Origin of the sequence: Undibacterium sp. TC9W (assembly GCF_049339865.1) — a bacterium.
In the GTDB taxonomy this organism is placed as follows: Bacteria; Pseudomonadota; Gammaproteobacteria; order Burkholderiales; family Burkholderiaceae_D; genus Undibacterium.
The window spans coordinates 59,681-85,636 of the sequence record NZ_JBMPPJ010000014.1; the positions used below are offsets into that span (position 1 = coordinate 59,681).

General features: G+C 49.7%; 29 protein-coding genes. 22 read left to right on the forward strand and 7 right to left on the reverse strand.

All coding sequences use genetic code 11. From position 1 onward, the window contains the following. Nucleotides 1-58 precede the first annotated feature (58 nt). From ACO0LN_RS19320 to ACO0LN_RS19360, 9 genes are all read left to right on the forward strand, one after another. Nucleotides 59-1,183 (forward strand): hypothetical protein, encoded by a 1,125-nt coding sequence (locus ACO0LN_RS19320; protein ID WP_422976545.1) that lies wholly within the window; start codon nucleotides 59-61, stop codon nucleotides 1,181-1,183. 31 nt (nucleotides 1,184-1,214) lie between these two features. Beyond that, nucleotides 1,215-1,814: a hypothetical protein gene (locus ACO0LN_RS19325; RefSeq protein ID WP_422976547.1), complete on the forward strand. Its 600-nt coding sequence runs from the start codon at nucleotides 1,215-1,217 to the stop codon at nucleotides 1,812-1,814. 147 nt (nucleotides 1,815-1,961) lie between these two features. Continuing rightward, nucleotides 1,962-2,387 (forward strand): hypothetical protein, encoded by a 426-nt coding sequence (locus tag ACO0LN_RS19330; RefSeq protein WP_422976549.1) that lies wholly within the window; start codon nucleotides 1,962-1,964, stop codon nucleotides 2,385-2,387. A gap of 305 nt (nucleotides 2,388-2,692) precedes the next feature. Then, the gene (locus ACO0LN_RS19335) at nucleotides 2,693-5,728 is read left to right on the forward strand and encodes a hypothetical protein (RefSeq protein ID WP_422976551.1); all 3,036 of its coding nucleotides are present in this window, start codon (nucleotides 2,693-2,695) and stop codon (nucleotides 5,726-5,728) included. 558 nt (nucleotides 5,729-6,286) lie between these two features. Continuing rightward, a complete protein-coding gene (locus ACO0LN_RS19340) occupies nucleotides 6,287-6,820 on the forward strand; it encodes a DotD/TraH family lipoprotein (RefSeq protein WP_422976553.1) in 534 nt (177 codons plus the stop codon). A gap of 19 nt (nucleotides 6,821-6,839) precedes the next feature. After that, a complete protein-coding gene (locus tag ACO0LN_RS19345; RefSeq protein ID WP_422976555.1) occupies nucleotides 6,840-7,784 on the forward strand; it encodes a type IV secretory system conjugative DNA transfer family protein in 945 nt (314 codons plus the stop codon). Between the two features lie 13 nt (nucleotides 7,785-7,797). Continuing rightward, the gene (locus tag ACO0LN_RS19350) at nucleotides 7,798-9,051 is read left to right on the forward strand and encodes a type IV pilus twitching motility protein PilT (RefSeq protein ID WP_422976557.1); all 1,254 of its coding nucleotides are present in this window, start codon (nucleotides 7,798-7,800) and stop codon (nucleotides 9,049-9,051) included. Between the two features lie 18 nt (nucleotides 9,052-9,069). After that, nucleotides 9,070-9,357: an IcmT/TraK family protein gene (gene icmT, locus ACO0LN_RS19355; protein WP_422976559.1), complete on the forward strand. Its 288-nt coding sequence runs from the start codon at nucleotides 9,070-9,072 to the stop codon at nucleotides 9,355-9,357. Between the two features lie 270 nt (nucleotides 9,358-9,627). Continuing rightward, the gene (locus tag ACO0LN_RS19360; RefSeq protein ID WP_422976561.1) at nucleotides 9,628-11,067 is read left to right on the forward strand and encodes a hypothetical protein; all 1,440 of its coding nucleotides are present in this window, start codon (nucleotides 9,628-9,630) and stop codon (nucleotides 11,065-11,067) included. A gap of 87 nt (nucleotides 11,068-11,154) precedes the next feature. Here the strand turns inward: ACO0LN_RS19360 and ACO0LN_RS19365 are convergent, their stop codons facing one another. Genes ACO0LN_RS19365 through ACO0LN_RS19380 form a run of 4 tightly spaced genes read right to left on the reverse strand, consistent with a single transcriptional unit; the run spans nucleotide 11,155 to nucleotide 13,529 of the window. Next, nucleotides 11,155-11,571, reverse strand: coding sequence for a hypothetical protein (locus ACO0LN_RS19365; protein WP_422976563.1), 417 nt, complete (start codon nucleotides 11,569-11,571; stop codon nucleotides 11,155-11,157). Beyond that, complete coding sequence (locus ACO0LN_RS19370) at nucleotides 11,561-12,214, reverse strand: hypothetical protein (protein ID WP_422976565.1); 654 nt, start codon at nucleotides 12,212-12,214, stop codon at nucleotides 11,561-11,563. Before ACO0LN_RS19370 ends, ACO0LN_RS19365 begins: the two co-directional genes overlap by 11 nt. Further along, complete coding sequence (locus ACO0LN_RS19375) at nucleotides 12,211-12,651, reverse strand: hypothetical protein (protein ID WP_422976566.1); 441 nt, start codon at nucleotides 12,649-12,651, stop codon at nucleotides 12,211-12,213. The genes ACO0LN_RS19370 and ACO0LN_RS19375 overlap by 4 nt, the downstream gene beginning before the upstream one ends. After that, a complete protein-coding gene (locus ACO0LN_RS19380; RefSeq protein ID WP_422976567.1) occupies nucleotides 12,651-13,529 on the reverse strand; it encodes a hypothetical protein in 879 nt (292 codons plus the stop codon). Before ACO0LN_RS19380 ends, ACO0LN_RS19375 begins: the two co-directional genes overlap by 1 nt. Nucleotides 13,530-13,896: 367 nt before the next feature. On the opposite strand from ACO0LN_RS19380, the gene ACO0LN_RS19385 reads away from it, so the two are divergent. After that, a complete protein-coding gene (locus tag ACO0LN_RS19385) occupies nucleotides 13,897-14,532 on the forward strand; it encodes a thiol:disulfide interchange protein DsbA/DsbL (RefSeq protein WP_422976568.1) in 636 nt (211 codons plus the stop codon). 7 nt (nucleotides 14,533-14,539) lie between these two features. On the opposite strand, the gene ACO0LN_RS19390 is transcribed toward ACO0LN_RS19385, so the two are convergent. Continuing rightward, nucleotides 14,540-15,070: a PH domain-containing protein gene (locus ACO0LN_RS19390; RefSeq protein WP_422976569.1), complete on the reverse strand. Its 531-nt coding sequence runs from the start codon at nucleotides 15,068-15,070 to the stop codon at nucleotides 14,540-14,542. 111 nt (nucleotides 15,071-15,181) lie between these two features. Further along, nucleotides 15,182-15,520 carry a hypothetical protein gene (locus ACO0LN_RS19395; protein WP_422976571.1) on the reverse strand — a complete coding sequence of 113 codons (339 nt, stop codon included), beginning with the start codon at nucleotides 15,518-15,520 and terminating at the stop codon, nucleotides 15,182-15,184. Between the two features lie 459 nt (nucleotides 15,521-15,979). On the opposite strand from ACO0LN_RS19395, the gene ACO0LN_RS19400 reads away from it, so the two are divergent. The 3 genes from ACO0LN_RS19400 to ACO0LN_RS19410 all read left to right on the forward strand — a co-directional run bounded on the left by ACO0LN_RS19400 (nucleotide 15,980) and on the right by ACO0LN_RS19410 (nucleotide 17,663). Further along, nucleotides 15,980-16,819, forward strand: coding sequence for a hypothetical protein (locus tag ACO0LN_RS19400; protein ID WP_422976572.1), 840 nt, complete (start codon nucleotides 15,980-15,982; stop codon nucleotides 16,817-16,819). Between the two features lie 83 nt (nucleotides 16,820-16,902). Next, the gene (locus ACO0LN_RS19405) at nucleotides 16,903-17,145 is read left to right on the forward strand and encodes a hypothetical protein (protein WP_162043613.1); all 243 of its coding nucleotides are present in this window, start codon (nucleotides 16,903-16,905) and stop codon (nucleotides 17,143-17,145) included. Between the two features lie 167 nt (nucleotides 17,146-17,312). Continuing rightward, nucleotides 17,313-17,663: a hypothetical protein gene (locus ACO0LN_RS19410; RefSeq protein WP_422976573.1), complete on the forward strand. Its 351-nt coding sequence runs from the start codon at nucleotides 17,313-17,315 to the stop codon at nucleotides 17,661-17,663. A 32-nt stretch (nucleotides 17,664-17,695) separates the two neighbouring features. Here ACO0LN_RS19410 and ACO0LN_RS19415 read toward each other — a convergent pair whose 3' ends face one another. After that, nucleotides 17,696-18,562 (reverse strand): hypothetical protein, encoded by an 867-nt coding sequence (locus tag ACO0LN_RS19415; protein WP_422976575.1) that lies wholly within the window; start codon nucleotides 18,560-18,562, stop codon nucleotides 17,696-17,698. A 758-nt stretch (nucleotides 18,563-19,320) separates the two neighbouring features. On the opposite strand from ACO0LN_RS19415, the gene ACO0LN_RS19420 reads away from it, so the two are divergent. From ACO0LN_RS19420 to ACO0LN_RS19460, 9 genes are all read left to right on the forward strand, one after another. Further along, nucleotides 19,321-20,094, forward strand: coding sequence for a hypothetical protein (locus tag ACO0LN_RS19420; RefSeq protein ID WP_422976576.1), 774 nt, complete (start codon nucleotides 19,321-19,323; stop codon nucleotides 20,092-20,094). A 342-nt stretch (nucleotides 20,095-20,436) separates the two neighbouring features. Then, the gene (locus tag ACO0LN_RS19425; protein WP_422976577.1) at nucleotides 20,437-20,898 is read left to right on the forward strand and encodes a hypothetical protein; all 462 of its coding nucleotides are present in this window, start codon (nucleotides 20,437-20,439) and stop codon (nucleotides 20,896-20,898) included. Between the two features lie 11 nt (nucleotides 20,899-20,909). Then, nucleotides 20,910-21,527 (forward strand): hypothetical protein, encoded by a 618-nt coding sequence (locus tag ACO0LN_RS19430; protein ID WP_422976578.1) that lies wholly within the window; start codon nucleotides 20,910-20,912, stop codon nucleotides 21,525-21,527. A 5-nt stretch (nucleotides 21,528-21,532) separates the two neighbouring features. After that, nucleotides 21,533-22,273, forward strand: coding sequence for a hypothetical protein (locus tag ACO0LN_RS19435; protein WP_422976580.1), 741 nt, complete (start codon nucleotides 21,533-21,535; stop codon nucleotides 22,271-22,273). Then, complete coding sequence (locus ACO0LN_RS19440; RefSeq protein WP_422976582.1) at nucleotides 22,270-22,848, forward strand: hypothetical protein; 579 nt, start codon at nucleotides 22,270-22,272, stop codon at nucleotides 22,846-22,848. Before ACO0LN_RS19435 ends, ACO0LN_RS19440 begins: the two co-directional genes overlap by 4 nt. Before the next feature lie 23 nt (nucleotides 22,849-22,871). Further along, nucleotides 22,872-23,414, forward strand: a complete 543-nt coding sequence (locus ACO0LN_RS19445; protein WP_422976584.1) for a hypothetical protein — start codon at nucleotides 22,872-22,874, stop codon at nucleotides 23,412-23,414. A gap of 10 nt (nucleotides 23,415-23,424) precedes the next feature. Then, nucleotides 23,425-23,952 (forward strand): lytic transglycosylase domain-containing protein, encoded by a 528-nt coding sequence (locus ACO0LN_RS19450; RefSeq protein WP_422976586.1) that lies wholly within the window; start codon nucleotides 23,425-23,427, stop codon nucleotides 23,950-23,952. Further along, complete coding sequence (icmP, locus tag ACO0LN_RS19455) at nucleotides 23,930-25,087, forward strand: type IVB secretion system coupling complex protein DotM/IcmP (RefSeq protein ID WP_422976588.1); 1,158 nt, start codon at nucleotides 23,930-23,932, stop codon at nucleotides 25,085-25,087. The genes ACO0LN_RS19450 and icmP overlap by 23 nt, the downstream gene beginning before the upstream one ends. 40 nt (nucleotides 25,088-25,127) lie before the next feature. Beyond that, entirely contained in the window at nucleotides 25,128-25,916 is a 789-nt protein-coding gene (locus tag ACO0LN_RS19460; protein WP_422976590.1) for a hypothetical protein, read from the forward strand. Nucleotides 25,917-25,956 lie beyond the last annotated feature (40 nt).

A 25,956-nucleotide genomic window follows, 5' to 3' on the forward strand; every position in this document is an offset into this window, starting at 1 on the left:
AACGCATTTTCATTTTTGACCGCAAAGCCAAAAGTAAATTGAAGATAAGGAATAGATGATGGGTATGAATGACTGGGATGGCCTTTCAGGCGAGCATGATGAAATTGCCGAGGCAGCTTCCTCACCGACTGGCAAGAAAGAGCCAGAAAACAAAGTAGTGCCCATGCCTGCGGTGGCAGCAAAAAACAATAACAGGACCATGTACCTCGCCATGGGCGGCATCATGCTGTTCGTCATGGGGGTATATGGTTACTACCAGTACATGCAATTCCAGGCCGCGCAAAACGGTGAGCGTATGCGGCAGCAGCAGGCATTTAAAAATCAAAAGGAAGATGCTGAGCGCAAGAAGCGCGAGGCTGAGGCAAAAGACAAGCCAGTCGTAGCAGCGACAGAAAAGCCAGTGGCTGAAACCGCAGCCGCACCAGCCAGCCAGCCCCAGAATGATGACCTGGGTGCGCTGGCGCAGCTGAAAAACCGCAATGGCAGCAACCCGGCTATACCTGCTGCAACTACGGCCGCAGCTGCAACGCCTGTGCCTGTACCGGTAGTCGTGCCCGCACAAACAGCAAATACGATGGCACCAAGGCCTGTCCTGCAAGGCGCAGCAGTTGCGCCAACTTATGCTCCAAGCCAGGATGCACAGAAGCGGGAGCAATATGTCAGCATGCTGGAAGGGCGTGTGAATGACCTCGGCCTGACTAAATTGCGCCTGGAAGCTGAGCTCTGCAAATATGAACCCAGACGTGCTTTCTGTAATGCATCCAATAAATCTGGAGCCTTGCCGGAAGCGCAGCGTGAACCAGTTCAAGCGAATATCAGGTCAGGCCAACAGGTTCAGTCTGTCCAGCCAGCCCAGCAAGTTCAGTCAAGCGGCGGTCGTGTCATGTTGTTTGACACCGCAAGACCAGGAAGCACAGTCGCAACCGAACTGCCCCGCATTTCCACAAAGACCAGCGTCGCACAAGCTCAAAACCCGGGTGCCCGTACCCAGATAATGGATGCCACGCCCAAGGCCCTGTCCCTGCAAGGCCTGACTATCTTGCGTGACCGTGTACTTTATCGTGATCGTGATGGCCTGACCCATGAGGTTGAGCTTGGTGGTGACATGGAAGGTCTGGGCCGTTTGGAAAGAATCGATTTCGAAAGAAAATCTTTCCAGGCTGGTGGACGTACTTATAACTAATGAATAACTGATGACAGCTATGGGGACTTTGATGTCAGCATCGCGCTTACGATTACTTGCCGGCATGGCAGCCGGCTTGCTGGCGGCGCCAGCCTTTGCTCAGGGGCCGACGGCCTTGACGATGTTGCTGAAGTTTGGCGAGAGCATTCCCGGGCTATGGAACTTTGTGCAGGCCATGGCTTTTGTGACGGCGATGTTCCTGTTCGGTTTTTCCATGTTCAAGTTAAAGCGCATAGGGGAGAGAAAATCCGATGAGGGGGCGATGTCAGTGGTCATGACCTTGCTGGCCGCAACCGGCATGTTTTATCTGTCTTCTTCCATCGACACCTTCCTGGTTTCCACCTTTGGTACCAGCACCATCATGACTTATACCACCTCTTCCATACTGGATGCGGATGGCATCAAGGCAGCGCGGGTAGTGATCGGTTTCGTTAACCTGATAGGCCTGATTGCGTTTGTCCGTGGCTGGTATGCACTCAAGATGCTGGGGTCTGGTGGTGGTCATAAAGAAGACACAGCCAAGCGCGCCATTGTATTACTGGTTGGTGGTACTTTCTGCCTGAATATCGTTGCACTTTCAGAAGTTTTGCAAAGAACATTGGGTATCAGCAACATTATTATCTCTCCTTGAAGTAAGCTTTTGCAGATTGTCTTAAAAAGGAAAATATTTTTACTTTTGTTTGTATAAAAACTTGAAAGCATTTTTTGTCTAGGGTATTCTTATTGACGTTGTTACCGGATTTTGTTGCATCTATTTCTAAAGCTTAGGAGTGTTTCCATGATTAAACTTAACAAAAGTATTAAAGGCAAGCTGGGCATGGCATTGGGCGTGGCTGCGGGCGTAGCAGTAGCGCTGGTTCCAGAACTGGCGTTCGCGCAGACGGGTACGGGTACGTCGATTGGTGACGTTGCCATGAATGCGTCCAAGAGCATCAATGGTGTTCAGGTCATGATACAAGGTGCCTGCTATATGGCTGGTGTAGCGCTGGCAGGTGGCTCCATGTTCAAATTCAAGGCGCATAAAGACAATCCTCAGCAAACGCCTTTATCTACGCCTATCGTCATGCTGGCTGTGGCTGCAGGCCTGCTGTATCTGCCATCCTTGATGTCTACTGCAGGTCAGTCTCTGTGGGGCGGTTCACAAAATAGCACCAGGGTTTCTTACGATTACAGCACTTATGGCAGTGGCGCTGGCACTCCTTAATCTGATTATCTGGCAGATATGAAGAGTTATGGCATTCCGGTTTTTGGAATATGTGACATGTCCGGAATGTAGCAATTGCGTTTGAGGAATTTTACTAAAAAATTCTGTGCCAGCTTTTGCGTATGCGGCTGGAATTTCTGAAAGCCCGCAAAAAGCCCCGCAGGCATGGTCTGCGGGGCTTTTTTGTAAATATAGTCTGCAAAGAGTAATGGTGGCTGAGTTTCTTCTGTCGTGACAAGTCTGAGTGTCGGAAATTGTGAGAGCTGTTCACCCTTATGCAATAGTTCTATTTGATCGGAGTAGGTATGTCGGTTGTAAATTCTGTTCTTGAAGGTGTTGATGAATTCGTCTATTGGGCAGGCTCCATGTTCAGGAGCTCTGCTTCTGTTTATTGTGAACTGGAGACTACAGACGATGAAAGCACCCTGGTCGCCAAAGACGGCTCTCTGATCAGTTTTATACGGGTCGATGGAGCAAGGTTTCTGGTTGGCGTCGAAGAATTTGCTTCCATTCACCGCTCGCTGATGCAGGGGATAGAAGCTTTCTTCGGCAATCCAGGCCACCATATGCAAATCGTCTTTGGCTGTGACAAAGATTTTGTCGTGCGTGACATCACTTATGCCCTTGATGGTTCCAGGGAAACAGCCAGGAACCTGCAAATGGATGTGCAGGACATGTTCGATGCCAAAGTGGCGCACATGTCGCAATATACCTCGCATGAAGAATGCTACCTTGTGCTGTGGACTCATGGATCATCCATGACCAAGGCCGAATCCGCTTCAGCGAACAAAGAAAAAGTACAGTTCAACAAAGACCATAATGTGCCCGTCATGAAGCACAGCCAGTACCTGTTCGCCGCGATCCGTGAACTGCGCGACAGACACAGTTCTTTCAAGCGTTCAGTCAAGCTGGAATTGGAGACAGCCGGTCTGGATTGTGAAATCCTTGATGCGCATAGTGCCTTGCGTGTGGCTCGCATGTCTTACGACGCTGATTACACCGACGAATTGTGGAGGCCAAGGTTGCTGGGTGACAAGCTGTCTCCGCGTGCTTTTGAAAATCCGCATCCGCGCGATATTTCAGACATCCTGTATCCGCGCATAGAACACCAGATCATGCCGCGTGATGCAGAAGAATTGAATGGCAAGTGGTTGCGCATAGGTGACCGCATCATTGCGCCTGTGCATGTCTACCTCTTCCCCAAAGACATCAATACCTTCCAGAGATTGTTTGCCCGCATCAGGGAGGCGGACCTGCCATGGCGTTATTCGATGATGATGGAAGGTGGCGGCGTACGTGGATTTGGCATGAAATCCATGATAGCGGCGCTGATCTCGTTTGCCTCTTCAAATAACAAGCTCGCCAATAATGCGGTGCAGGCCTTGCAGAATTATCAGGACATGGAAGGTGGCACTGTCGTCAAAGTGTCGATGTCGTTTGCCACCTGGGCGCCAGTCGGTGAAGAAAAACTCTTGCGCAGCCGCGAACAAAGGCTGGCGCGCGCCATCGAAGGCTGGGGCGGCATAGAAGTGTTCGACAAGAGTGGCGACCCGTTCGAGGGAGTCGCCTCCACTCTGGTCGGCTTCTCGACCAAGAATATGGGTACGCCTGCAATAGCTCCATTGCCGGACATCGTCTATATGATGCCACTGCAGCGTCCGGCGTCTTCATGGAAAGAAGGCGCAGTATTATTCCGCTCCCCGGATGGCAAGCTCTGGCCTTATCAGCCTGGCTCCAGCAAGCAAACGACCTGGATTGATATTATTTTCGCGAAGCCAGGTTCGGGTAAGTCTGTACTGTCGAACATGTTGAACTGGGCAATTTGCGTGATGCCTGGCCTCAAGCGCCTGCCACGCATTTCCGTGATTGATATCGGCCCTTCATCAAGCGGTCTGATTTCCCTGGTCAAGGATGCCCTGCCACCGAATCTCAAGCATCTGGCCAATTATTTCCGCCTGCGCATGACGCCGGAATATGCCGTCAATCCCTTTGATACACAGCTTGGCTATCACTACCCGATACCGCAAGAGCGCGCATTCCTGGTCAACTTATTGACTCTGTTGACCATGCCCATGGGTAAGACCGAGCCCTACGATGGTATGCCGGATATTTGCGGCATGGTGGTCGATGAGGCGTACCGCCTGTATTCGCCAGAGAAAAGCCCCAAACGTTACTCTGAGCATCAGGATGAAAAAGTCGATGCCGCCGTCAGGTCGCTGGGCTTGCACACTGACGAGATTACTACCTGGTGGGATATCACCGACGAATTGTTCAGGCACGGCATGGTGCATGAAGCCATCCTGGCCCAGCGCTTTGCCGTACCCAACATGAATGACCTGACATCGGTCGTGCAGGATCAGTCTTTCAGGGACGTGTATACCAAACCAAAGACGGCGACTTCCGAAACTATCGTCGATGCGTTTTCGCGCATGATACAGTCAGTCTTGCGTGAGTATCCGGTACTGACATCAACTACCAGGTTCGATATTGGTGACACCCGCATTGTCGCGATTGATCTGGATGAAGTGGCTAAATCCGGCGGTGCTGCTGCCGACCGCCGCACCGGTATCATGTACATGCTGGGTCAGTTCATCGGCACACGCAATTTCTTTTTCAATGAAGAGAATTTGCAGGAATGCCGTCCTCTCTACAAGGCTTACCACAAGGGCCGCGTCGATGAAATCAAGGAAGATCCTAAACGGGTTGTCTTCGATGAATTCCACAGGACAGAAAATTCACCGGTGGTGCGTGACCAGGTGTTGGTATATATGCGTGAAGGTCGTAAGTGGGGCGTGCAGGTTTGCCTGCTGTCGCAATCCATGAATGACTTTGATAAAGAAATGGTGGAATTTGCGACGTCGATCTTTGTGCTGGATGGTGGTGATGCCGCCCAGGTCAAGGAAATTGGTGACCGTTTTGGTTTGTCAAAAACCGCCCGTCATGCACTGGAGTCTGGCCGGGTTCACCCGCCGCGTTCTGGTGGTTCGACTTTCCTGGCAATTTTCTCGACCAAGAAACACAGGAATGAGCAATTGCTGACCAATACTGTCGGTCCCATGGAATTATGGGCATTCTCAACCACGCGTAAAGACACCATCCTCAGGGACAAGCTCTACCGAGCCATCGGATCTTCCAAGGCCAGAAGGGTATTGGCAGAAAACTTCCCTGACGGATCAGCCATGGATGAGATAGAACGCCGGGAGCTCGCCAGAAAATCCGCTACCGGCATGATAGGTGAGGATGACGACACCAATATCATTGAAGCCATGGCTGAGGAACTGCTGACGTACTCCCATAAAAAGGATCATGAAGAGAAAAAGCGGGCAGCAGCTTTGGTATAGCGGAATCAAACATAAGTTACTGAACTGAAAACGGACAGCAATTGCTGTCCGTTCTGGTGTGAGCATACTTATTTGTGCTGGTGTAATACGCATCATGCTTGTTGTGCCTGTCGTGCCTGTTGCGCTTGATGCGTCTGATGCTCCAATGTCCGTTTGCCTGAGGCGACCTCAGTTTCCATCCATGGCACTGTTTTTCACCAGCAAATCCAGCGATGCTTTGTGCTCAATTTCCCCATAAGCAATGTATGCCCGAGTAAGCGTGAAGTCGTCTGAAGATTACAGCCCGGCGGATGATTGCGCACTCTGTTGCAAGAAAATCAGAATCTGCTGCGCCTTGAAAAATACTCTGTTTCAGCGCCGTAATTTCAACAAAATCTACAAATATTTTATGCTATCATTGTCTTAAAGTTTTCGTATTATTTTGATTTTCATTCGTAGAAATGGAAATAAACAGGTTTTTCCAATAGCATGCCAGACTGATGCTGATGAAAATCCTGTGCCACCAGGGCTTTACATGTTGCGCGTTGAATGCGCGCTTGCAACTCAGAGACTTCATCCATGAACCAGATCAAATTTGCTGTTAGCTTGTTAGTTGTTTCTGCAACCCTGGCTGGTTGCCAGACGAGAAACCCCAGGGTGGCAGAGGACCAGAAATCGCGTTTGTCAGAGACAGTAACTTTGCAGCAGCAATTGTTATCAACCGCAGATGCTATAGAGCGCAATTCGCAATTGCTGGCAGAAGCGAGCAATACCCGCGCTGCAGTTGAAAAAGCCCAGCTCTCGCCCACACAACAGTTGAAAATGGATAAGGCGGCGAATACCAAAGAACCTTATGGCATGACTGCGAAAATCAGCTTTGTCTGGGAGGCCGGGCCGATCCAGGAAGTAGCACGCCAGATGGCAATACGCTCTGGCTATGAATACATGCAGCCCGAAGGCAGCGTGCCTGCCATACCTGTCATGGTGAAAATCAATGCCAGGGAACAATCCATCGCTTCCATCTTACGCGATGCTGGTTTGCAGGCAGGTTCACGTGCAGATATCGTGGTTGATGAAGCAAGAAGAAAAGTGCTGGTTCGCTTCTTTGACTAATATTGATAACGGGTCTTGTATGTTCAAATTAAGTCAAATTGCTGCTGTATCCCTGCTTGCGCTATGTGGCGCTTCTGCATTTGCCTACGATAGCAAAGGCGAGCCTGTCACCGTGAATCTGAATGCCAGCAATACGGCCAGAGAATCTACCGCGCCAACACTGGATGATTTTTCTGCAGAGAATATCGCCAAGGCCAAGCGCAGTGAAGATGATCCATTCAAGGGCAGTGATATCCGCGACCTGCGTGTAGCAGCCGTGCGCGAAGCTGCTTATGGCCTGGGCATACGCAATGGCCTGGTTGCCAGGTCTATCCTGATCAAGGAATTTTTGTACCGTCACCGTTCAGAGATGGACAGGATATTTAACTTTGCACCATTGATGCTGGATTGTGGCAAAGAAGAAAAAAACCGCTATTCGCAAAAACTGATTGCTGAACGTCCCAATGAAAACTGTGTCATGCAGCCGCCAGTCATACTGGGTGCAAAAAACCTGCTGAGCGACAAAGATGGCCAGGGTGATGTGTTGCGTTATTCCAAGGCCAGCTTCCGCATCAAAAAGCAGGCACGCCTGATCACCACCATTCCTATCTGGGAAAATTATCTGGTGTTTGATGCCGGTACGCCAGGCAATGATGTGCACCCCAGCCTGTTCCCTAAAAGTGATGAAGAAAAGCGGGTTTGGAACCTGGCACTGGCAGAGGGCTGGGACAAGGGTGTCGATCAGGCAAATGCGATTTACCGGCAAAACCTGGCGATGCTGAATGAAGATTTTTCCGGCATGCAGCGCTATCAGTATCTGTTGTTGCAAAACCTGGTGACCAAGCCCTTTGTCTCGCGCAATCGCCTTGGTGTCACTGGCAATGGCAAGACCGGCATATCGATTGATGATATTACGCTGACGATTACCGAGCGCCCTGAATTCAATCTGAATTCTAACGACTGGATGTTGTTCCCCAGCTTTTGATAGCGAGTTAATTATGTCCGCGCTTGTACAGCCCATTGCACTTGCTCCCAAGCCAGCAAAAAATCAGGATGTCAATTTCGATCGCGAAGCGGTCGAAGCACGTTATGCATTCAAGGATGTGCCCAATACCTTTGAGCAAAACTCTTTTCGCAGATTACTGCAGCATTGCCTGGACATAGGCGTATCTGATATTTATCTGAAGACGGGTGATCCGGTCAAGGTCAGGGTAGGCAAGCCCATCTTCAAACTCACCAAGCGCAGCCTGGAAACCAGTGAACTCAATACCATCGTCACTGAGGTCTATGGCACCAATGGCCCCTCCAAACTTGGTAGTGGCGAAGCAATTGACTACGCCTATGAATTGAAGCTGGAAGGGCAGCGTGGCGTATCCGTACGCTTTCGTATGAATGCCACCGGTTGCCTCTCGCCTTCAGGGCCGGGTGTAGAAATCGTCATGCGTCCTTTGCAGGAAAACCCACCAGAAATTTCTACCATGAAGTTGCCTCCTGAACTGATGGAGCAACTGTTCCCTGAAATTGGCCTGGTGCTGGTAACGGGAGAAACCGGTTCAGGCAAGACGACCTTGCTGGCGGCGGTCATCCGCTACATCCTGGAACAGCCGGAGTCGAACAAACGCATATTGACGGGTGAAGATCCTATTGAATTTGTCTTCGATAAATGCAAACGCTATTCATCAATGGTGGCCCAGCACGAGATAGGCCGCCACCTGAAATCATTTTCAGAATTTATCCGTAATGCAGTGCGCCGTGATCCGAATATCCTCATGGTCGGTGAAATGCGTGACCATGAAACCATTAATGCCGGGATCATGGCAGCCCAGGTGGGTAAGGCGGTATATTCCACCCTGCATACCAACTCGGTAGGCCAGACCTGGAAGCGCATGGTGAATGTATTCCCACATGAAGAACGGGTATCCAAGATGGTCGATCTGATCGATACCACCAAGGTGATCCTGACTCAGCGCCTGGTCGCTTCGACTGAGAAAAATGATGACGGTAATTTCAAGCGTATTGCCTTGCGTGAGTACCTGGTGTTTGACGATGACGTGAAAACCCGTCTGATAGAACAGGTAGGTGCTGACGTGAATATGCTGCCTTTCCTGACGCATTCCATCGTCAAGGAAAGAAAACAGTTGCTGGTGGATGAGGCCAGACGTTACTACCGTGAAGGCATGATTTCCGAGATTGAATACAAAAAATATGAAGTCAGTGCCAGCCAGGCAGAACGCATGCTGGGCAGTGAATGATCATGATAAGGAGTTGAGATGGCAAATAATATAGATGACGGCACCGCGAAAGTAATCTGGCGCGACTCGGCCAGGGAGTTGCGCTTCCTGGGGATTAACTATGTTGCGGTATTTCCACTGGTGTTCTGGTTATTGCACGCCAATATGTTCACCTTTGTGATGGCTATCACCGTGATTGTGGCACTGTCAGTACTGGAGCGTTTCAAGTATTCGCCGATGGTGGTGTTTCGCCTGGTGCGCTGCTTTATTGGTGGCAAGGTCCGTTATGCAAAGAACTGGAACGAGATGAAACGTTACCGTAGCTAGTGAACTGTAACAGTGAAAATCGGAGTGCCTGCCATGTGCGCGACGATCATGGCTGCGTTGCAAATACTCGCGATAGCCCCGCTATCGCTGTGTTTTGCATCTTACCCTGATGCGCCGGGCACATGTCCTTCACTCTCGATTTCACTGTTACAGTCCACTAGTGATGCTCACCTTCATCGCCAGTGTCGATCCACATCCTGGCGATGGCAAGGTTTTAGCACCAACTGAGAATTTAATTTTTGTAGCGTTGCGCTACTGGAGTATTTACTGATGAAATATCCACGCAATTTATTGAGCATCCTGGTTTCCAGTATTTTTGCCACTGGATTTGCGGCCTATGCGCCTGCCGCCATGGCAGGCTTTGAGGTTGTCAGCAATTCCAATACACCTTATGTCTATCAGATATCAGGTGCGCAGAGAAAAGTCGTTGATGTCCGTGAAGAGCGGGTAGTGGGAGCTACTGCCAATACCCTGCACCATGGCCGCATCGACATGGAGATGGTAATGATACCGGTGGCTGCCAACAAGGGCGTGGATATGCTCTCAGGCTTGCGCGGCATCGTTCCAGAAAGCCAGGGCTGGCGCGTGTTCGCACTGAAAGGCGTGAATCTCAGGAATAAAATAGAGTGGAACAGTGCCCAGACCTGGGTGATTGCACTCGATGGTGTGCTGCTCAAGCACAAGCTGATTGCCGATATCAACTGGGAAAGCCGCGAAATCACTCTGGCGCCTATGTCCAACCGCAGCTATGCATCTCAGTTGTTTAGCCAGGGCAAGGACAAGAGCATATTGCGCCATGTGACAGTCAGGCAGCAATTTGAGACCCCTGAGCCTCTGATCGCCTTGCGTCTGCAGCCTGCGCACGCTGCGATTACAGAAGCGCGCACCGTACCGATTGCGAGCGTGGATGTGCCCGTGCGTGCACTGGGCGAAGTAGGCGACAATCGCGGCAACACCAATGTCGGCGTCAAAGTGTCTGATGATACGATAGACACTTTGATCAGCCAACGCGTGGAGCAGGCGACCAAAGCAAAAATGGCCCAGCTCGAAGCACTGGAAACACAGTACCGCGAAAAGCTCGAACAGTTGAATGCCCGCAGCAAGCAGGTCAAGCCAGAACCTTCATCTGCGCCTCAGGATGCGACTACCGCCAAGCCAGTGGCGCAACCTATCAGTTTTGAAGAAGGTGATGCCAAGCCCGCCTCTGCAGGCAAAATGATACGCGCTGATTACCGCTTTCCGCGACCTGCCGCAGGCGGTTATAGAATGAGCAGGATGGATTTTCCCGCAGCAGTTGCAGGCGCAGATGAAGCCAAACCGGCTATAACCAAGGCCAGATTTGCTGCACCTGAAGCGCAAGGTACGTCTTCTGTAGTGGATAACAATGTTATTACTGAGGTAGCGACGACTTCGGCTAACAGCACTGTGATCTCTTTCCCGGTGCAGGCGAATGTGGAAGTGCAGGAGGCCTCGCGCACCAAATGGGAAATTTCATTGAATGACAAAACCCTGCGCAACGCACTGTTGCGCCTGGCATCAAAGAATGGTTACTCGCTGTCTTACCAGACCAAGGATCAGGATATCAAGATGGGCGGTACCTTCTTTGGTACCTTTGATGGTGCCTTGCGTGAAATTGAAATTGCTACCGGCAAGCGTATCCGTCAGGTGGAATCAAGGTTGCTGGGGCGCCTGATTATCGTTACCGACTAAGCAGGACATCGACAAACAAAAAAAGCACCGCAAAATCTAATAATGCGGCGCTTTTTTTATGTGCTTTTTTTGTACTTTTTATGTACTTCAGATGGCAGAGCGATGCGCAAAGCTGCGCCATAAATTACTGCGCGAGGCTTCGATTTCGCGGCGTTCTTCGTGCAATTGCGCGACCAGGCCCCGTATGCCATTCAAGTCGCTCAAAGCCAGTGCTTGTTGACGTATTTGTTGTACCAGCTGCAAGGATTCCAGCGTGTCTAGTTCCAGGCCGTCGTTGACGAGTATGCTTAATACTTTTGCCGAGAATTCGTCATCCCATATTTCTGTGGCATTCCCTAAGCGTTTGATGACAGTGGATGTGGCCGGGTCAAAAGACTCTTCCAGGCCGGCACTCATATGCTCGATAAAGCACAATCTGTCCTTGACCCCATCTGCCAGCGTGAACACGATTTTTTCATTACCCTTGTCCTTGATCAGGTAAAAGCACGCATTTTCAATTTCCATTTCTGATTCCTGTATTGGACTGTTTTGCTTCCTCTGTTTCCAGTTTCAAGTCATGATGGATAGGGGAGAGGGCATTCAGTATTTCTCTGGCTTTGACACCGATTTGCTGTATGTTCTTTTGCAGATGCTCTGAGCGTTCCTGGCGTGAAATATCGAAAGCCAGCAAACCAGCGACATTGATACTCAGTTTGCGGAAGGTCTCTAGTTCCTTGACGAACATCTGGTTTTCCGGCAGTTGCAGCGACTCAGTCTTGATATTTTTGGTATCGAGGCCTGTCAATCTGGCTGCCATATCGACGCGGGCAGCCTGGGTATTGAGGCTGGTCAATTGTTTTTGTATCAGGAAAAGATTGCAACGTTCCACTGCCCCGGCATACTTGACGTCAAATGACTGAGGGCTGCAGGCAGCATCCGAAGCGGAGAAATCAGGTTTGCCGCCTGATTGCAAAAGTTGGTTCAATTCTTCCAGCCGGTTCTTCGCCATTGTGTCTTCCTTCCTGATATCCATGCCCCGTTCCTTGCGCAACATGGATGAGATATCATCCTGTGCCAATGCCCTGATGGCGTCGTCCCGGTAGCAGCCCGCGTGACCATCTTCATCACGCTTTTGTTCCAGCGTGTGTAGCAAAAGTGTGTAACTCAAGATACTTCTCCTTCTTCGCTTGTCTGGCCTGTCGCCGGGACTGTCGCTATCCATGCATCCAGGCTCAGTTCATAAGCCAGGAATAAATCTGCCTGTTGAATAATTTTTGATGACCATGCTGCTGGAAAAACCAGCCATACACCAAAGACCCGCAGTAAACTCATGCATTGCAAATCTACAAACCAGTCCGGCTTATTTTTCAGGCTGGCACCATAGACATCATTGACTTGGGTAGTCAGACGCAAATCCAGGCCACCACCCAGCATGAAGCTTCTGATCACGAATGCAAAAAAGAGCAAAACGTAAAAGCCAGCCAGTATTTCAAAACGATACGCAATGTTTTTTACGACCAGCAATAAGACTGGCATTGCCAACAGTAGCCCGCCTAGCAAAAGATAGCTCAGCAATACCAGGCTGACACGTGCTTTGGAAGCCATCAGATACCCCAGTTAACCGCGATAGCGAGTAAAACCAGCGCACTGCAGCTACACAGCTTGACACGTAGATTCCAGACTACTTCGCGGAAGTTTTTCTCGGGACCCTGGCCCTTCACATACACCCGGTAATGCTGTGTCACATGGGTGATCACGTAGATCATCAGTGGGATGATGACCAGCGAAGCGCGCCCCATTCTGCTGGCTTGCTCTATCAGGTGATATGCCATGGCCAGTGCAAAGGTGGCCCCGCTCAGGCCCAGCAGATAAGCCATCAGGTGGCGGTCATAGATGCCGCCTGCCATTGTGTAGCTATGGTCTTCATTGGTAATTGTGGAGACTTCCAGCATCGAAGTTAGCCTCACTGCATACACCATCACGCCAAACATATATACCAGCACGATTTGAGTCGCAAACAGGGGCAGCATGGTATCCAGTGTGCCGGCAACGGCGGGGATCAGATAAAACAGCGGGAAGCTCAGGACATCGACCAGCCAGACCTGGCGCAATACCAGGCCGTATAGCAGAGCGAGGACGGCCATGGCCATCACGAACCAGCTGCTATGTATGCCCTTGGTATATAAGCTGGACAGGACGGTGGCTGTGACAAACAATACGACAGCCAGACTCGCAATGACTTTCCAGTCAAAATGCCGGGACAGTCGTCTTTCAGTATCGGACAACAGCCGGACATTTTTTCTCAGGCTGATGGCAGCGATCAATAATTCTGAAGCGATGCCAGCCAGCAGAAAGGGAAAAAAGAACCAGAAAGAGATCGCCAGATAATTGGCATTAAACAGTTTTTTTGCATAGAAAATACCCAACAGGGCGAAAAAGCCTGAAGCCCAATGCGGCCATCGGGCCAGTTTCCAATACTCCATTCGTGACCTCGTTTGTTCTTTTACATAGTTCAGCCAGGTGGCTCACTGGCATGATGGATTGTGTGCCTGTGCCAAGATGAGTACGGTGAGTGCGCAATCCTGGCTGGCAGGTGCGCATACGACATATTCACATCAACATACCCAAATGATTATTTTCATTTAATTATCAGAGTTTAACTCAATATAAATACAAAATAAATCGCTATTGAAAAAGAATAACAGACCGAAAAATGCATTACTATTTCATTTATTCATCAAATTTGTATTGATAGGCAATGCAATATTGAAACTACAGTGAAATTTGGATTTACGGATGCAAAACAAGACTATGTGGAATATTTTTTTTAAAATTTCTGGAATTTTTCTGATGACAGGCCTGATGTATGCCTGTACAGATACTGGTAAATCCAAGGAATTGATGCAGGCAGCGATGGCAACCCAGCCTGAAGATAAAAAGATCCTTGAGTTCTTCATGTACACCTGCCCGCACTGCCGTGCTGTTGAGCCCAGCGTTAATAGCTGGCAGGCCAAGCAATCTGTGTTGTTTCAACAAGGCATTTATGCGTTCGAGCAGATACCGGCAGTTTTTTCTGCCAACTGGCGTAATGACAGCAAGGTGGGTGAAAGAGAGGCGGCGATCTTTTACACACTGCGCAGAATGGGGCTGGAGCATCAATTGCGTGCCAAACTGTTTATCGCCATCCAGGACAAAAGCCTGAATGCGGGTGATCCTGACTCTATCCGCAGTTTTTTGCAAAAAGAGGCTGTACCGGTGGCTGAATTCGTCACTACCATCAAGAGTGCTGAAATAAAGGCAGACGTGAACCGTGCAGAGATGCTGACCAGGCAATATGGAGTTTATTCCGTGCCTGTGTTCATCTTGTTCAACCGCGCCCTGATCCTGCCGCAAGAGTATGCCGACAACCAGGCGGTTGAAGCCGCCTTGCTGAGTCAGGTGAAAGAGTTTTATACAAAAAATGCCGGCAAGCCCTCGGCATTTTGAGCAGGCATCAGGTCTGGATAATCGAAGTGATTTTGCGCCTGCTGCGTTCCCGCAGTGAGCATTCACGCAACTGATCGGCCAGTTTTTCCAGGTCATCAATGCCATAGATGCCGATGACCGGCGAGCTGGCATCGGATGACCTGAGTCTGATACTGCTATAACCTGCCAGGCGCATGCCCAGAGGTTTATAGACATCAAAATGTTCTATCGTGAACAGTTCCACGCTTTCCATTAATTTGGACAATACGCCATGCTCTATCTTGATGCGCTGAGTCGTGATCTGGTAAGTGACTGAGATACTTTCCATCCAGTAATAAATAAAAGCAATACCGAGGGTGCAGATCACGGCCAGCCATTGCCAGGCGCTATAGATCACCGCCGGGTGTCCTGAATACAGAACATGTTCTGTCTCTGCCTCTTGATCAACCGCAGCCGTTTTCAGGTTGGAATTGCAGAAGCGGCATTTTAAGGCGCCAACTTTAATGGTTTCGCGGCATACCGGGCATGGCATGCTCTCTTCATTGTATTGCTCGCTCATTCATATCCTTGTTTATTGGGGACAACAGGGGGGCAGCACAGGGCGGCTGACGATAGCTTATTCTATTGCCTCAGGCCTGGGCATGCCGGATATGAATGCAAAAAAACGCAATTATTCTTCGTCTTCATAGGGCGTTGGTGCGCACTTATCCGTATATGGCGTTGGCAGTGATGCGGGCATGGCGGGAATATTGGTGCTTGGCAGCAATTCAGGTAGCGCCAGTACGCAATTCTGCGTGGGGTGGGCGACTTGCCCATTGATCATGGCATCGCCATGCCGCAAATGCCACAAAGCGTGCAGGCTCATTTCCTTAGTGTCGCGCCGGCCATCAGCATCCATGTCGAGTATGCTGCCTGGCGTGATATTCGGGTCTTTGAGGTCAGGCGCTCGCTCAGTGTCACCAGGTCTGACTAAGTTCGTACTTGCACTTGCTTGGCTGGAATTATTCATTTTGTCTGCGGCCTGCTTGGTCTGAAGGGGCGCAGACTGCCAGTTCAGCATTTGCGCAGCGTTTTCTTGCTTAACGCTGATTGCAACCGTGTGTCGGTCATCAGCATTTTCTTAAATTTATTGACTATTATTTAGTAATACTCGGCATATTTCAAGCAAGTTTTTAATTTCCATTCATTCTTTTTGCCGCTATTAGCTGATTATCCGCGGCCAAGAGGGGGCAATAATTAGAATTGTTTGTAAATATATTATTCTTGATTTTGTTACTTTTGTTTGTATAATCAGTGGCTTGATGTGAGCTTGTAGTGCTTGTGACGCCGAAAGGAGTATGGTGCCAGGGTTTCTGTCTGAGTGACGATGTCAGGTGCGCTATTCTCGTGAGCCTCGATTGGCTTTTTTTACTGTCGTATTTTCAAATGACTGAAAAGGTTGAGACTGATGTGGCGGCATGAACTTGATATGGTTTCTTCCCTTGCCACTGAAAGTGCGGTTGCTGCACTCGGTGATGTGGGGAAGATCATTTCGAATAATGCCGGTACACCAGACCCTTTAGTTTATTCAGGTTTGTCTTATGCGACAGATATGCTGCGTGTCGCCGGATTTGTGGCACCTACGGTATTTGCCAAAGAAATCCAGCACACATTTTCACAGGCCATATTAGGGACGCGGGAAGTGCGGGCTTTCAAGCGCGCGATGACAATTCTGAGCTCATATCTGAAGGATGCCATTCGCTTTGGTGCCGGGCCCACTCTGTATTTTTATGAAGAGGCATTATTGCTGTCGGATGTCTCTGGCCGTTTGCCACCTGCTTGCGGCAATTTCTTTGCCCCGTTTGTGTTTTGGGACATTGAAGATGGCCTGTGCAAGAGTGTGCAGCATGTCAGGCATGGTTTGTCGCGCGAAGCTTACCAGGCTGCTTTGCTGGCTTTCCTGCGCAATAAGGATGGTGCCGGCCTCAAGGTCTTTGTCCAGCTGTTTGCCAAAGTCGCAGAGACGAATGAGCATACTTGCAGCTACTCGCTGTGCAGGACACTGGCAGCTTTTTTTGCAGTGATCACCAGCAGTGATGCGTTTCTTAACCCGGATGAAATGCAATTGTTTTCCATGGTGGATACTGCGTTCTTCAAACAGTCAGACCCTGGGCATTTGCCCGAGCCTGGATTTATATCGCGCCTCTTGCATGTGATTGCAAAGTCAACAGCAGATGCACCCATGGTGCGCGAGATTCAGACTTATTTCAGGCTGGAGGGCTTGCTGTATGGAGCTGCTCTGGGGCGGCGTGAGTCTATTCGCGCCTGAGGCAGGTCCTGCGGGAGCTAGTTCGTGTTCAATTTTGGCGCTAATGACTTGGCATTTATTTAACGTTTATATAGGGGGGATGTATGGCATTGCCAGTCCTGGCCAGCATGGCCGCAAAATATGTAGGTCAAAAAGTGATGGAAAAAGGCGTGGAAAAACTCGCAGAGTCTGTCATGTCTTCCGGGGTGTTGAAAGAGGGGCTGGGCAAACTCGACAAGGGCGGCAAGATGGATATGCCATTCACGCCCTCAAAGATGCTGATGTCTTCAGTTACAGAACCGCCAGTCAAATCACTGGCGAAAGATGCTGCATTGTCGATGAAATAAGCCGGACGCTGGCAGGTCTCATGCGCTAGCTGCCTGATGTTGTATCAGGGTAGCAGCCTGCTTGTAAGTAAAATGAGGAAGGCAGATAATCTGTCTGCCGTGATTGCTTGCGTGCGCACCCGTCGCGGCTCATATCCTCTACCAAATTTGCCTGCTTGGCTTGCCTCATGAAAATTTCGGATCTTGTTTTATTCGTCAGAATCTGGTTGCTGATGGCAACGCTGTGGTTCTTTGCCGCCGCCATTGAACGTTTTACCTATCCCTTCAGGTATGAGGGCGAGATCGCGGCTGCCGAGGTGCTGAATCCCGTTGGCGATTGCAGGGGCTTGTCAGCAAAGACCAGGATAGCCTGGCGCCTGGCCGAAGACAAGAAAACGATAGAGTATAAATGCCCGGCATCGCGCCCCTGGCCATTTTATGCCACCAGTTCAAGCACAGAAATACCCAAGTCAGTAGCGCAGGCCATTGCCGATAGCAAGAAGAGTACAGTGAGCGCGAAAGAGCTCAGGCAAAAGTAGGTGGCAGCCAGATAAATGCCTGCACTTTTGCATTACATTTTTGGGGTGCTTCTGGCGGCGGCAGTTTGTTCAAGCTTTTGATTGATTAACTCAAACAGCTCAGGCTCTACCTTGGTCCAGTTATCGCCATTGAGTGTGCTGACAGTCGCATCATTCTTCTCGCTGGCATTCTGATAGGGGCCGATCACGCTGAACTGGGAATAGCCACCTGCTTCGCGGCGCAGTGTGAAAAAATCACCCTCTACGTCTTTGTAAGTGCGCTCGGCAAATTTCTCATCGCCGTCACTGCCGTAACCAAAGTCGATGACTTCCAGTTTGGCTGGCATGATGCCGCTGTCGATATTACGTTGGTGAGTTGCCGTGTCTTCACGCTGTTCAATGAAGTTGACTTGAAAGCTCCCACCCAACATGGCGCGCTTGGAAATTTCTGATAGGGCATCGGTGATCAAAGACGCCGCATTGACGTTCTCCAATGCGACTTCATGAATATCTACACTGATCTGATGTGCCGATTTATCACCATCGACACCAGGATTAATAGTGATAGCAACATTACCGAATTTTTCCAGTTTTTCAACTTCGGCACGAATTTTATTGTAGCGCTCGAAAATATCAGTGCTGATCAGGCAGGCACCAGTGACTGTGATGGCAAGCTCGGGCTTGATTTCAAGTATGCCTTTTTCGCGCAATATATTGGCGATTTCGACACGCGCATACATTTGAATTTGTTTGGGGTCTTCAAAGTAAAGTACCCCCGAAAGAACGCGGTCCTCTTCCGATTCGACATATTCAAAAATGCGGTCTAGTTGCTCTGGAGCGACAAATTCAGGATCAACTCCATTACGGCGAAGTACATCAAGAATATCTTCCTCCGTAAGATCGATAGTTGAGCCACTCATCTTTGTCCTCTTGCTTTCTTCAAGCAATTTTTTATTTTTAGCACGCGAGATATTACGAAATTAAAGTAGGAAAGTCAAACGCTGACCTTCCGGCTGCGGCACTACAGTATTTCAATTCCTGCCTCATTGCAGCCCGCAGTATCAGGTGATGCGAACACCTTGAACCACCTTGATTTCTTTGAACAAATATCTCTTATATCAAGCCGGATGAATGCAACATGTTTGTTTAACATGTCGAGTGCAAATGAGGGCGCTTTTCAGATTTTCAACTGGTAAAAGCGCAAGTTTATTATTTCCAAATCGAATTCAAACGTAAGCGCAATTTCACATCAAAAAACGCTTGCTGAGCAGTTTCGTTGACACCGCGAAATGCATAATGCACGTAGGCGACTTTTTTATTAGGCACATTGTCGGGCATATGTGGGGACTTGGCATAAACCTTGTGACCGTCTTACAAAATGTAACACAATGACGTCTGATATTTGCCGCAAAGGCCATAACATGACTCAAAAGTGATCCGGATAATGCCTGCTTGGCTACTTGTATCTACATGCCAAAGTCAAAAATGCAAATGCCTGCGGTGAAGTTGAATACGTAGCTGGATATCTGCTTGAAGATCTTAAAAGTCAGATTGTTGTTAAGTGTGTATGTGATTCGTGGGGCGGGGCTTAATTCAGAATATACTAGAACCCATTTCGTCCATGCTCACTAAATGAGTTCCGTTTCGTAATCATTGTTTTTGTCGAGGAAGTCTGTAATTGAAATCAAGTAAAACTGTGCCAGAGAAAATAGCGAAAGTGACAGCACGACGCAAGTCACCTGCCAAGGAGGTGGTGGTGGATGAAGTGTTTCCCGAGCTTATGATAGTCGGCACCAATATCGCAAAAAATAAAAGTTACTACCTGGCACAAAAAGCGCTGATACAACGTGTGGCACACGGCGTATATATACCTACTGACAAGATGGCAGATGGCAAGGCTATCCTGATGCGGCATGCGATACGCCTGGCCAGCCTGCATTTCAAGAATGCGACGGGGCTATGCTATTCAAGCGCGTTCACACTGGAAGCGATCAAGTCTGAATCGGGACCGCCCCTGGTGTTTGTTGCAGGTGAGTACTCTTATGGTCTGGAGCTGGGTGAGGGCGATATTAAACTGATGTTGGTGCAGTCCCTGCACCCACCGTATGAAATGCTCAAGACCAATGGTGGTTATGAGTTTTACGAAGACAAGATATGTTCCGACCCCATCGGTGAATTTGTCGTCAAAGTGCCGCGGCCTGAACTTTTGGTATTGCACAATTTTGAGCGTGTTAAAGAGTGGTCAGAAAAAAAGATTGCCAGTGGGAATTTAAAGAAGTTTGTTAACTGGATAGTTGATGCCAGATATGGCGGTTCCATCCCTGCTTTTTCAGCAAATTTTGCTGAACTGGCGATCAAATGCAATCGCCTGGAAGAGCATGATCACGCCGTCACGGCCCTGCTTGCAGAAGGTTTTTCGATGTCTGAAAGGTACTTGCGGAAAATCGTTTGACTTTTGATTTTCATTCGCCTAAACTTTGCCTCATATATGGGGGTGGTGCTGCTGCCTGCGCCACAAAATGCGAATTTAAAAGTTGATGATTGCTTTGTGCCGCTTTTGCGCGGAATGCCAGCGCGATTGAATGGCTGGCAATCAACTGGACAGGGATGTTTTGCCAGATAGCCTGCCCGGTGTGGCAGGTTGTATCAAAGCATCCTGAGTCTGCATTCTTCCGGCCTGCTGCCAGTCTGATCTGGTCATGCAGAAAGCTGGTGCATACAATCGCATATATCTGTATTGAACAGTAAAGCAGCCAATGGCTGCTTTTTTATTGACTTGCGTAGAGTGTTTGCTGTGAAACTGGAATCGAATCTGCACACTGGTGAAGTGGCTGTGGCTATAAAGCCTGCAGAAAAGATTGTCCTGCAAAAAGCAGTGCAACTGTGTGTGCAATATTTGCTGGATGTGCAGATGGTTTTGGATGCAGAAGTGGTTGCGCCATTTTGCTTTCACAACTGCATGATTTTTTTATCAAGACCAGCCGGGCAATTGCAGGTAGATGTCGCCGTGTCTGAAGCAGTTGTGTTGGACTATGACATCAAATCCCTGCATCTGAACACCCGCTATGTCATGAATGAAATGATAGTCAGGGCGGTTGGCATGTATGGCTCGGATGGACAGCAGGCATTCGCGATGTCTTTCCTGTTTCGCGATGGCTGCGGTCTGGTCAAGCTGGAGCAGTCGGGTGGCTACGCGGTGAATTTAATAGAACGTGTGCCGGTATCGCTGGATTATCAAGTCGGATTCGCTGTATAGAGGAGTGACAGGTGAAAGTTTTTTCTACGGTGGTAGTGATGGCAGCGCTGACAGTGTCGGGGTGCGCCACGCGGCAAACAACAGCGCAGTATCGTGAAGTTATTCCAGAAAACAATTTCAAGGGCATAGTCGAATTGCCGGCAAAGTCGCCTTCACCTTTCATGCGGGACATGAAGCTCGAACCTGCTCAAGCTGCAGACCATGCCAAAGCAGACCCCGTGACCATGAATTACACCTGGTTTTATGAACGTGGCCAGACCCTGGGGCAACATGTGGATGCCTGGGCGCATCGTTATGCTTTTCGCTTTGAGTCCCGCATTCCGCTGGGTTGGGACCCTTACGTGCAATCTGATGGCAGCTTTGTTGGCAATCTGTATGCCGCCATGGAAGACCTGGCTTATTTTTCCGATGAGGGAAGAAATAATTTCCACCAATATCGCGACACCAAGCGCTTGCGTACAAAAAGCGTGCAGATTACGGTATTTGAAAAAGAGCGTTATATCCGCATAGAGCTCAGAGATGCGATGGCCGAGGCTGCTGAAGCGCAACGTGATGAGCAAGAGCGTATCGCAGCAGAAAAAGCGGCAGGCAAGACCGCCTTCGCTGACTATTTCCGTTCAGGTAAATAAAGCCCATGGTTTACGCAGCTACTTCTTTCTTTATCCTGGGTCTGTTGATGCTGGCAACGCGCATGTACGCACCTGCGAGTGCTGGCAAGCCCCGAGCCTTGCACTATACGGGTGTTGCAGCTTTGTTGCTGATCGTGCTTTCTTGCGCCGTGGCTGCTTATACCGGCATGGCTGGTAAGAGTAATGGCAATGGCGCCAAAAGTGATGAGATTGCGGCAACGGTAAGTGGTGACTTTGGTTTGTCCGGTAATTCTCAGTCCACGACTGCTGCACCGGCTTTGGACATGTCCAGGCCTATGGATGCTCCTCAGGGGCAGTCAGGTGCTAACACTGCGGTGGCGCCAGTGGCCAATGGGCAAAATTCTTTTGGTCAAAAAGATGCGGGTAGCGGTGCTCCTTCTGTGTTTTCGATGGCACAGGCCAGCCAGATTTGTGCGGGTTTTTCTGAGGTTGCCATGGGTGCATTACTGGCCGGGTCACGTGGCGAGCCTTTTCCTCCATATGAAGAAAAAGCCAGGCAGTTGAGTGAACAGGTTATGCGCCTGCCCTTTGTGCGTGAGGCAGGCAGCAAGTCCATGCAGCACATCAGCACTTTGTTTGGTACCTTGATTGAAGACCAGTATTACATTTCTCCGCAAAACCGGGCAGTACAACTGGGCCTGATAGGTAAGGTCGATAAAAAACTGGCGCTGGATGCCATGAACCAGGTCTGCGAACTGAAAATTCTGGAGATACGTGCCAAATGAATGCCGTAGCCATGAGCGCAGCAGACAACATCAATGCGCTGCCTGTATTGCGTCAGACCATGGAGTCTTTGCTCGCGCCGCAATATATTTTCTTTGCCAATAACGCCGATGGACGTGTCCATGATGGCATTGTCTATGGTCATAGTGAGAATGAGTGGATATATGGTGAAGAGGGTTTGTTCCCCGCCATGTTATACCTGGCAGAGCGGCACTATAAAGATACTTTTTTTGAGGGTGATTATGCTGTGGCACCTGTAGAGGGTACGCTGGCACCGGGTTTTGGCATTGACTGGATTCCTGATCCCAGTTTCCAGAGCCGCACGGGGTATCGCGCCCAGTTGTCAGATGCAGGTTTGCAGGTTTCACCTAGCGTCATTTTATTGTTTGTACATGACGCCATCGAACGCATGCATCAGTACAGCTACCGGAAAGTGAAAGACTGGCGCTTTGAGATAGATGACGGACGTTTGCTGGAGGAACTTGAAGAAAAAAAGATCGTCAATGCCAATGGCTTGCTGGACTTGTTCCAGATGGTGCTTACCCCCATGCCAGAGCCTGAATCTGAAAATACTTAATCGCTGCTGCTCGTGGAGTTCCAATGACGGAAAAAAAAGAAGCATCGCCACTCAGGCGCAAACTTGTTCCTTCAGGTGATGCGCAGAAAGCGGTCGGTATTACCCGCAGTGCATTCAAGCGTTTGTTTACCAGCGCACGTTCGGAGCGGGAAGAAAGTTTTAATGAGGCTCAGGAACGTCTGGGCTGGACCGAGGATGATATTGCGGGATTCCTTGATTACAGGAAAAAAGAAACGACTATTTATGCATTGCTGACAGCAGTCGCTTTCCTGTTTGCCTGCGCCTCTCCGTATTCAGAAAATCCATTGACGCATTTGGTAACTTCCCTGGCGGTCATGCTGATGATAGGCACGCGATGGCTGGTGGCTCATTTTCGCCTGACCCAGATACGGCATCGGGCGCTGTTTTCATTTGCTGAGTACCTGGGAATATTGTTTCCCTTCCTGTCTGAAAGTGTCAAGGATATCAGTGCGGGTTTGAGTGAAAAAACAGAAACAGATGCAGGCAGGCGCGCAGAAGAGTCTTCCAAGGTCATCGATCTGAACAAGAACCACAATAATCATTGAGGACCAGTTCGTGGATGCCTATATTGCGCCCGTGGATACCAGCTCGGAACCAGCCTTTTATTCCTGTGTTAAAGGCGCCTCTGAGTATTACAAGGTGCCGTCCATGGCATTGCTGGCAATTTACGCCCAGGAGCGTGGTTCGTCGGTGCGCACTTCAGGTAATGCAAACCGTACTCAGGATTACGGCCGTTTTCAGATTAATGATGCGAGCTGGAGGCAGTATCTGTCTGAGCATCGCATACCATTGAACCGGGTGCTGAAAGATAATTGCCTGAACGCCTATGTAGGAGCAAATATTTTCAAGCTCAGGTATCTCGCCTGCAAATCGGATGTGTGGTGTGCAATAGGTTTATATCATTCGGCGAATGAGCCTTACCGCTCGGCTTATGTAGGTAATGTGTATAAAAAATATCAGGCAATTCAACGAGACACAGAATTTTTGAACTGGTTCCGGTCGCTGGCTTTGTATGATGCCAGCAAAGGCAGATGGGAATATTTAATCGCAGGAGCAGGGCATGCCGCCACCACAAGCAGGTAATTCCGGTAACGACACTTCCAACGAAGGCCTGTGGGCCATGCTGCTGTTTGCCGCAGGTGTGCTGATACTCTGGTTTGTCGGCAAGGGTTTCATTGTCGGCGCAGTTTTCCTGTTCCGTTCTTACGTGACCGGGCCGTTGATAGGCCTGTTTGATGCTGATGTGCGTTCAGCAGTCGACTGGATGGGCAGCGTGTCTTATGGCAATGTGGAATATAACGAATTTGCTGCAAACGGTGAATTAATAGGCAAATATACCAAAATACCAGCCATGCTTTTATGTGTCGCCATGGGTGTCTATATTTTCTTCAAGCATCCATCGCAGAAATTCAAACGTCGCTGGGATATGTTCAGCCTGGCAAAAAAAGAAGTGACATTGTGGCCTTGCATTACACCAGTGCTGGACGCTAATCTCCTGAAGGTACCGGTTGAAAGCGGCCGCTGGGCCTGGAGCACGACTCCCAAGGAGTGGGTAGAGAAAAACCAGTTGTGGGAAATCTATCAAGAAATTTCGCCTGTCAGCGGTTTGCCCGTCGATAAGCGCCGTCTTGACCGCGCTACTGCAGAGGTCGCATTGATCAGGCAACTCGGGCCAAAATTTGTATCGTTCAATGACTTGCCGCCATATCTTAAAGCTTTGCTGGGCTCCTTCATGGCCAAGATCAGTGGTGACAAAAAAACCGCGCTGAAGATATTGAATCAATTATCAGCATCCAGCACGGCAGCCGGTGTCGCCAGCAATGATCTGTCAGCCAAACTGGCGCTGGAAAAATTCGATACCGAACTGGGCCTGTCCTGTTTTGAAAAATATAAAAATACCGATGCCATCGTAAAGATACTCTCGCGCCATGCCTATATGGCGACTGCCATGCTGGCCCTGCTGGATAAGGCGCGTACTAGTGGTGTGGTGGCCTCGGCTGAATTCTTATGGCTCAAGCCGGTCAATCGTACGCTGTTCTATATGTTCAACGCCCTGGGACGCAGGACCTGCTGGATGGAATCCGCCGGCATATTTGCCCATTACCAGGCTGAACTGCAGGCAGGTAACAAAGTAATGCGGCCCTATGTCAAGACAGCACTGGACGGCCTGGAGTCTTATCTGGATGAATACCTCGATACCTACGGCAGCCAGCTGTGATGGCTTTTGAATTCAATATGATTTTATTTAGGAAAACGCAATGTTACAGAATCTGATTAATCGCTTTGAAAGCTATCAGGCTATACAGGTCAACAAGAACTTCAATTCCCATGAATTGACTGTGCTTGGGAAAATCTTGCTGGAAGGTGCGCGCGAAGTTGAAGTGGCCAATGTCATACGCTTCCCGTCCATAGAACAGGGCTTTTCGATATTTTCCATAGAAAGCGGTTCTACCCTGTCGCCGCAGCCAGCGCTGGGAGCTGTCAGTGAATCCGATGCAGCGCCAGCTCCGGCGCCTGCGGTCCAGCCTGACCGCGTTCTGCCGAGACTGACAAGTGGCCTGATCAGTGATTTGAAGAATGATGCCTACCACCTCATCGTCAGGCAGGGTAATGGGCTGGAACATGGCATGGTGCTGGCCTCTTTCACGAACATGCAAAGTGCAGGTCTTGCCTTGCGCAAACTGGCAAAACTGAATGCCAGGAAAACCCGGTTCTGGAAAATTCTCGGCGTACTTATCGTCTTGTATTTGCTGCTGACCATTCCCATGATCAAGCGCCCACCACAAAAATCCCTGGATGAAATCACCACCAGCATGGAAATGCGCAATCCGGAAGTCGCAAGGCAAATGGAAAACATCAACCGTAGCCGCACTGTCGGCAGTGAGCTCATGGCCCAGCCGCAGCAAACCATGCCCGCGCAGCCTGATCCATCCTTGATGCTCGGTGGCCCGGGTGCAGCGATGGAACCTGCAGCAACTGTACCAACAGCACCAGCGCCGGGCGCAGCAGCCAGGCCTGAGCAGAGCCAGGGTAATTTCGGCTTTTAATGGCAACCCTGGTGCACGAGTGAAAAGGGCAGGTGTGTGA

Excerpts from the sequence above, each read along its gene's own strand:
- ACO0LN_RS19320 (WP_422976545.1), top strand. The coding sequence starts at position 59 with ATGGGTATGAATGACTGGGATGGCCTTTCAGGCGAGCATGATGAAATT.
- ACO0LN_RS19325 (WP_422976547.1), top strand. The coding sequence starts at position 1,215 with ATGTCAGCATCGCGCTTACGATTACTTGCCGGCATGGCAGCCGGCTTG.
- ACO0LN_RS19330 (WP_422976549.1), top strand. The coding sequence starts at position 1,962 with ATGATTAAACTTAACAAAAGTATTAAAGGCAAGCTGGGCATGGCATTG.
- ACO0LN_RS19335 (WP_422976551.1), top strand. The coding sequence starts at position 2,693 with ATGTCGGTTGTAAATTCTGTTCTTGAAGGTGTTGATGAATTCGTCTAT.
- ACO0LN_RS19340 (WP_422976553.1), top strand. The coding sequence starts at position 6,287 with ATGAACCAGATCAAATTTGCTGTTAGCTTGTTAGTTGTTTCTGCAACC.
- ACO0LN_RS19345 (WP_422976555.1), top strand. The coding sequence starts at position 6,840 with ATGTTCAAATTAAGTCAAATTGCTGCTGTATCCCTGCTTGCGCTATGT.
- ACO0LN_RS19350 (WP_422976557.1), top strand. The coding sequence starts at position 7,798 with ATGTCCGCGCTTGTACAGCCCATTGCACTTGCTCCCAAGCCAGCAAAA.
- icmT (WP_422976559.1), top strand. The coding sequence starts at position 9,070 with ATGGCAAATAATATAGATGACGGCACCGCGAAAGTAATCTGGCGCGAC.
- ACO0LN_RS19360 (WP_422976561.1), top strand. The coding sequence starts at position 9,628 with ATGAAATATCCACGCAATTTATTGAGCATCCTGGTTTCCAGTATTTTT.
- ACO0LN_RS19365 (WP_422976563.1), bottom strand. The coding sequence starts at position 11,571 with ATGGAAATTGAAAATGCGTGCTTTTACCTGATCAAGGACAAGGGTAAT.
- ACO0LN_RS19375 (WP_422976566.1), bottom strand. The coding sequence starts at position 12,651 with ATGGCTTCCAAAGCACGTGTCAGCCTGGTATTGCTGAGCTATCTTTTG.
- ACO0LN_RS19380 (WP_422976567.1), bottom strand. The coding sequence starts at position 13,529 with ATGGAGTATTGGAAACTGGCCCGATGGCCGCATTGGGCTTCAGGCTTT.
- ACO0LN_RS19385 (WP_422976568.1), top strand. The coding sequence starts at position 13,897 with ATGACAGGCCTGATGTATGCCTGTACAGATACTGGTAAATCCAAGGAA.
- ACO0LN_RS19390 (WP_422976569.1), bottom strand. The coding sequence starts at position 15,070 with ATGAGCGAGCAATACAATGAAGAGAGCATGCCATGCCCGGTATGCCGC.
- ACO0LN_RS19395 (WP_422976571.1), bottom strand. The coding sequence starts at position 15,520 with ATGAATAATTCCAGCCAAGCAAGTGCAAGTACGAACTTAGTCAGACCT.
- ACO0LN_RS19400 (WP_422976572.1), top strand. The coding sequence starts at position 15,980 with ATGGTTTCTTCCCTTGCCACTGAAAGTGCGGTTGCTGCACTCGGTGAT.
- ACO0LN_RS19405 (WP_162043613.1), top strand. The coding sequence starts at position 16,903 with ATGGCATTGCCAGTCCTGGCCAGCATGGCCGCAAAATATGTAGGTCAA.
- ACO0LN_RS19410 (WP_422976573.1), top strand. The coding sequence starts at position 17,313 with ATGAAAATTTCGGATCTTGTTTTATTCGTCAGAATCTGGTTGCTGATG.
- ACO0LN_RS19415 (WP_422976575.1), bottom strand. The coding sequence starts at position 18,562 with ATGAGTGGCTCAACTATCGATCTTACGGAGGAAGATATTCTTGATGTA.
- ACO0LN_RS19435 (WP_422976580.1), top strand. The coding sequence starts at position 21,533 with ATGGTTTACGCAGCTACTTCTTTCTTTATCCTGGGTCTGTTGATGCTG.
- ACO0LN_RS19440 (WP_422976582.1), top strand. The coding sequence starts at position 22,270 with ATGAATGCCGTAGCCATGAGCGCAGCAGACAACATCAATGCGCTGCCT.
- ACO0LN_RS19445 (WP_422976584.1), top strand. The coding sequence starts at position 22,872 with ATGACGGAAAAAAAAGAAGCATCGCCACTCAGGCGCAAACTTGTTCCT.
- icmP (WP_422976588.1), top strand. The coding sequence starts at position 23,930 with ATGCCGCCACCACAAGCAGGTAATTCCGGTAACGACACTTCCAACGAA.
- ACO0LN_RS19460 (WP_422976590.1), top strand. The coding sequence starts at position 25,128 with ATGTTACAGAATCTGATTAATCGCTTTGAAAGCTATCAGGCTATACAG.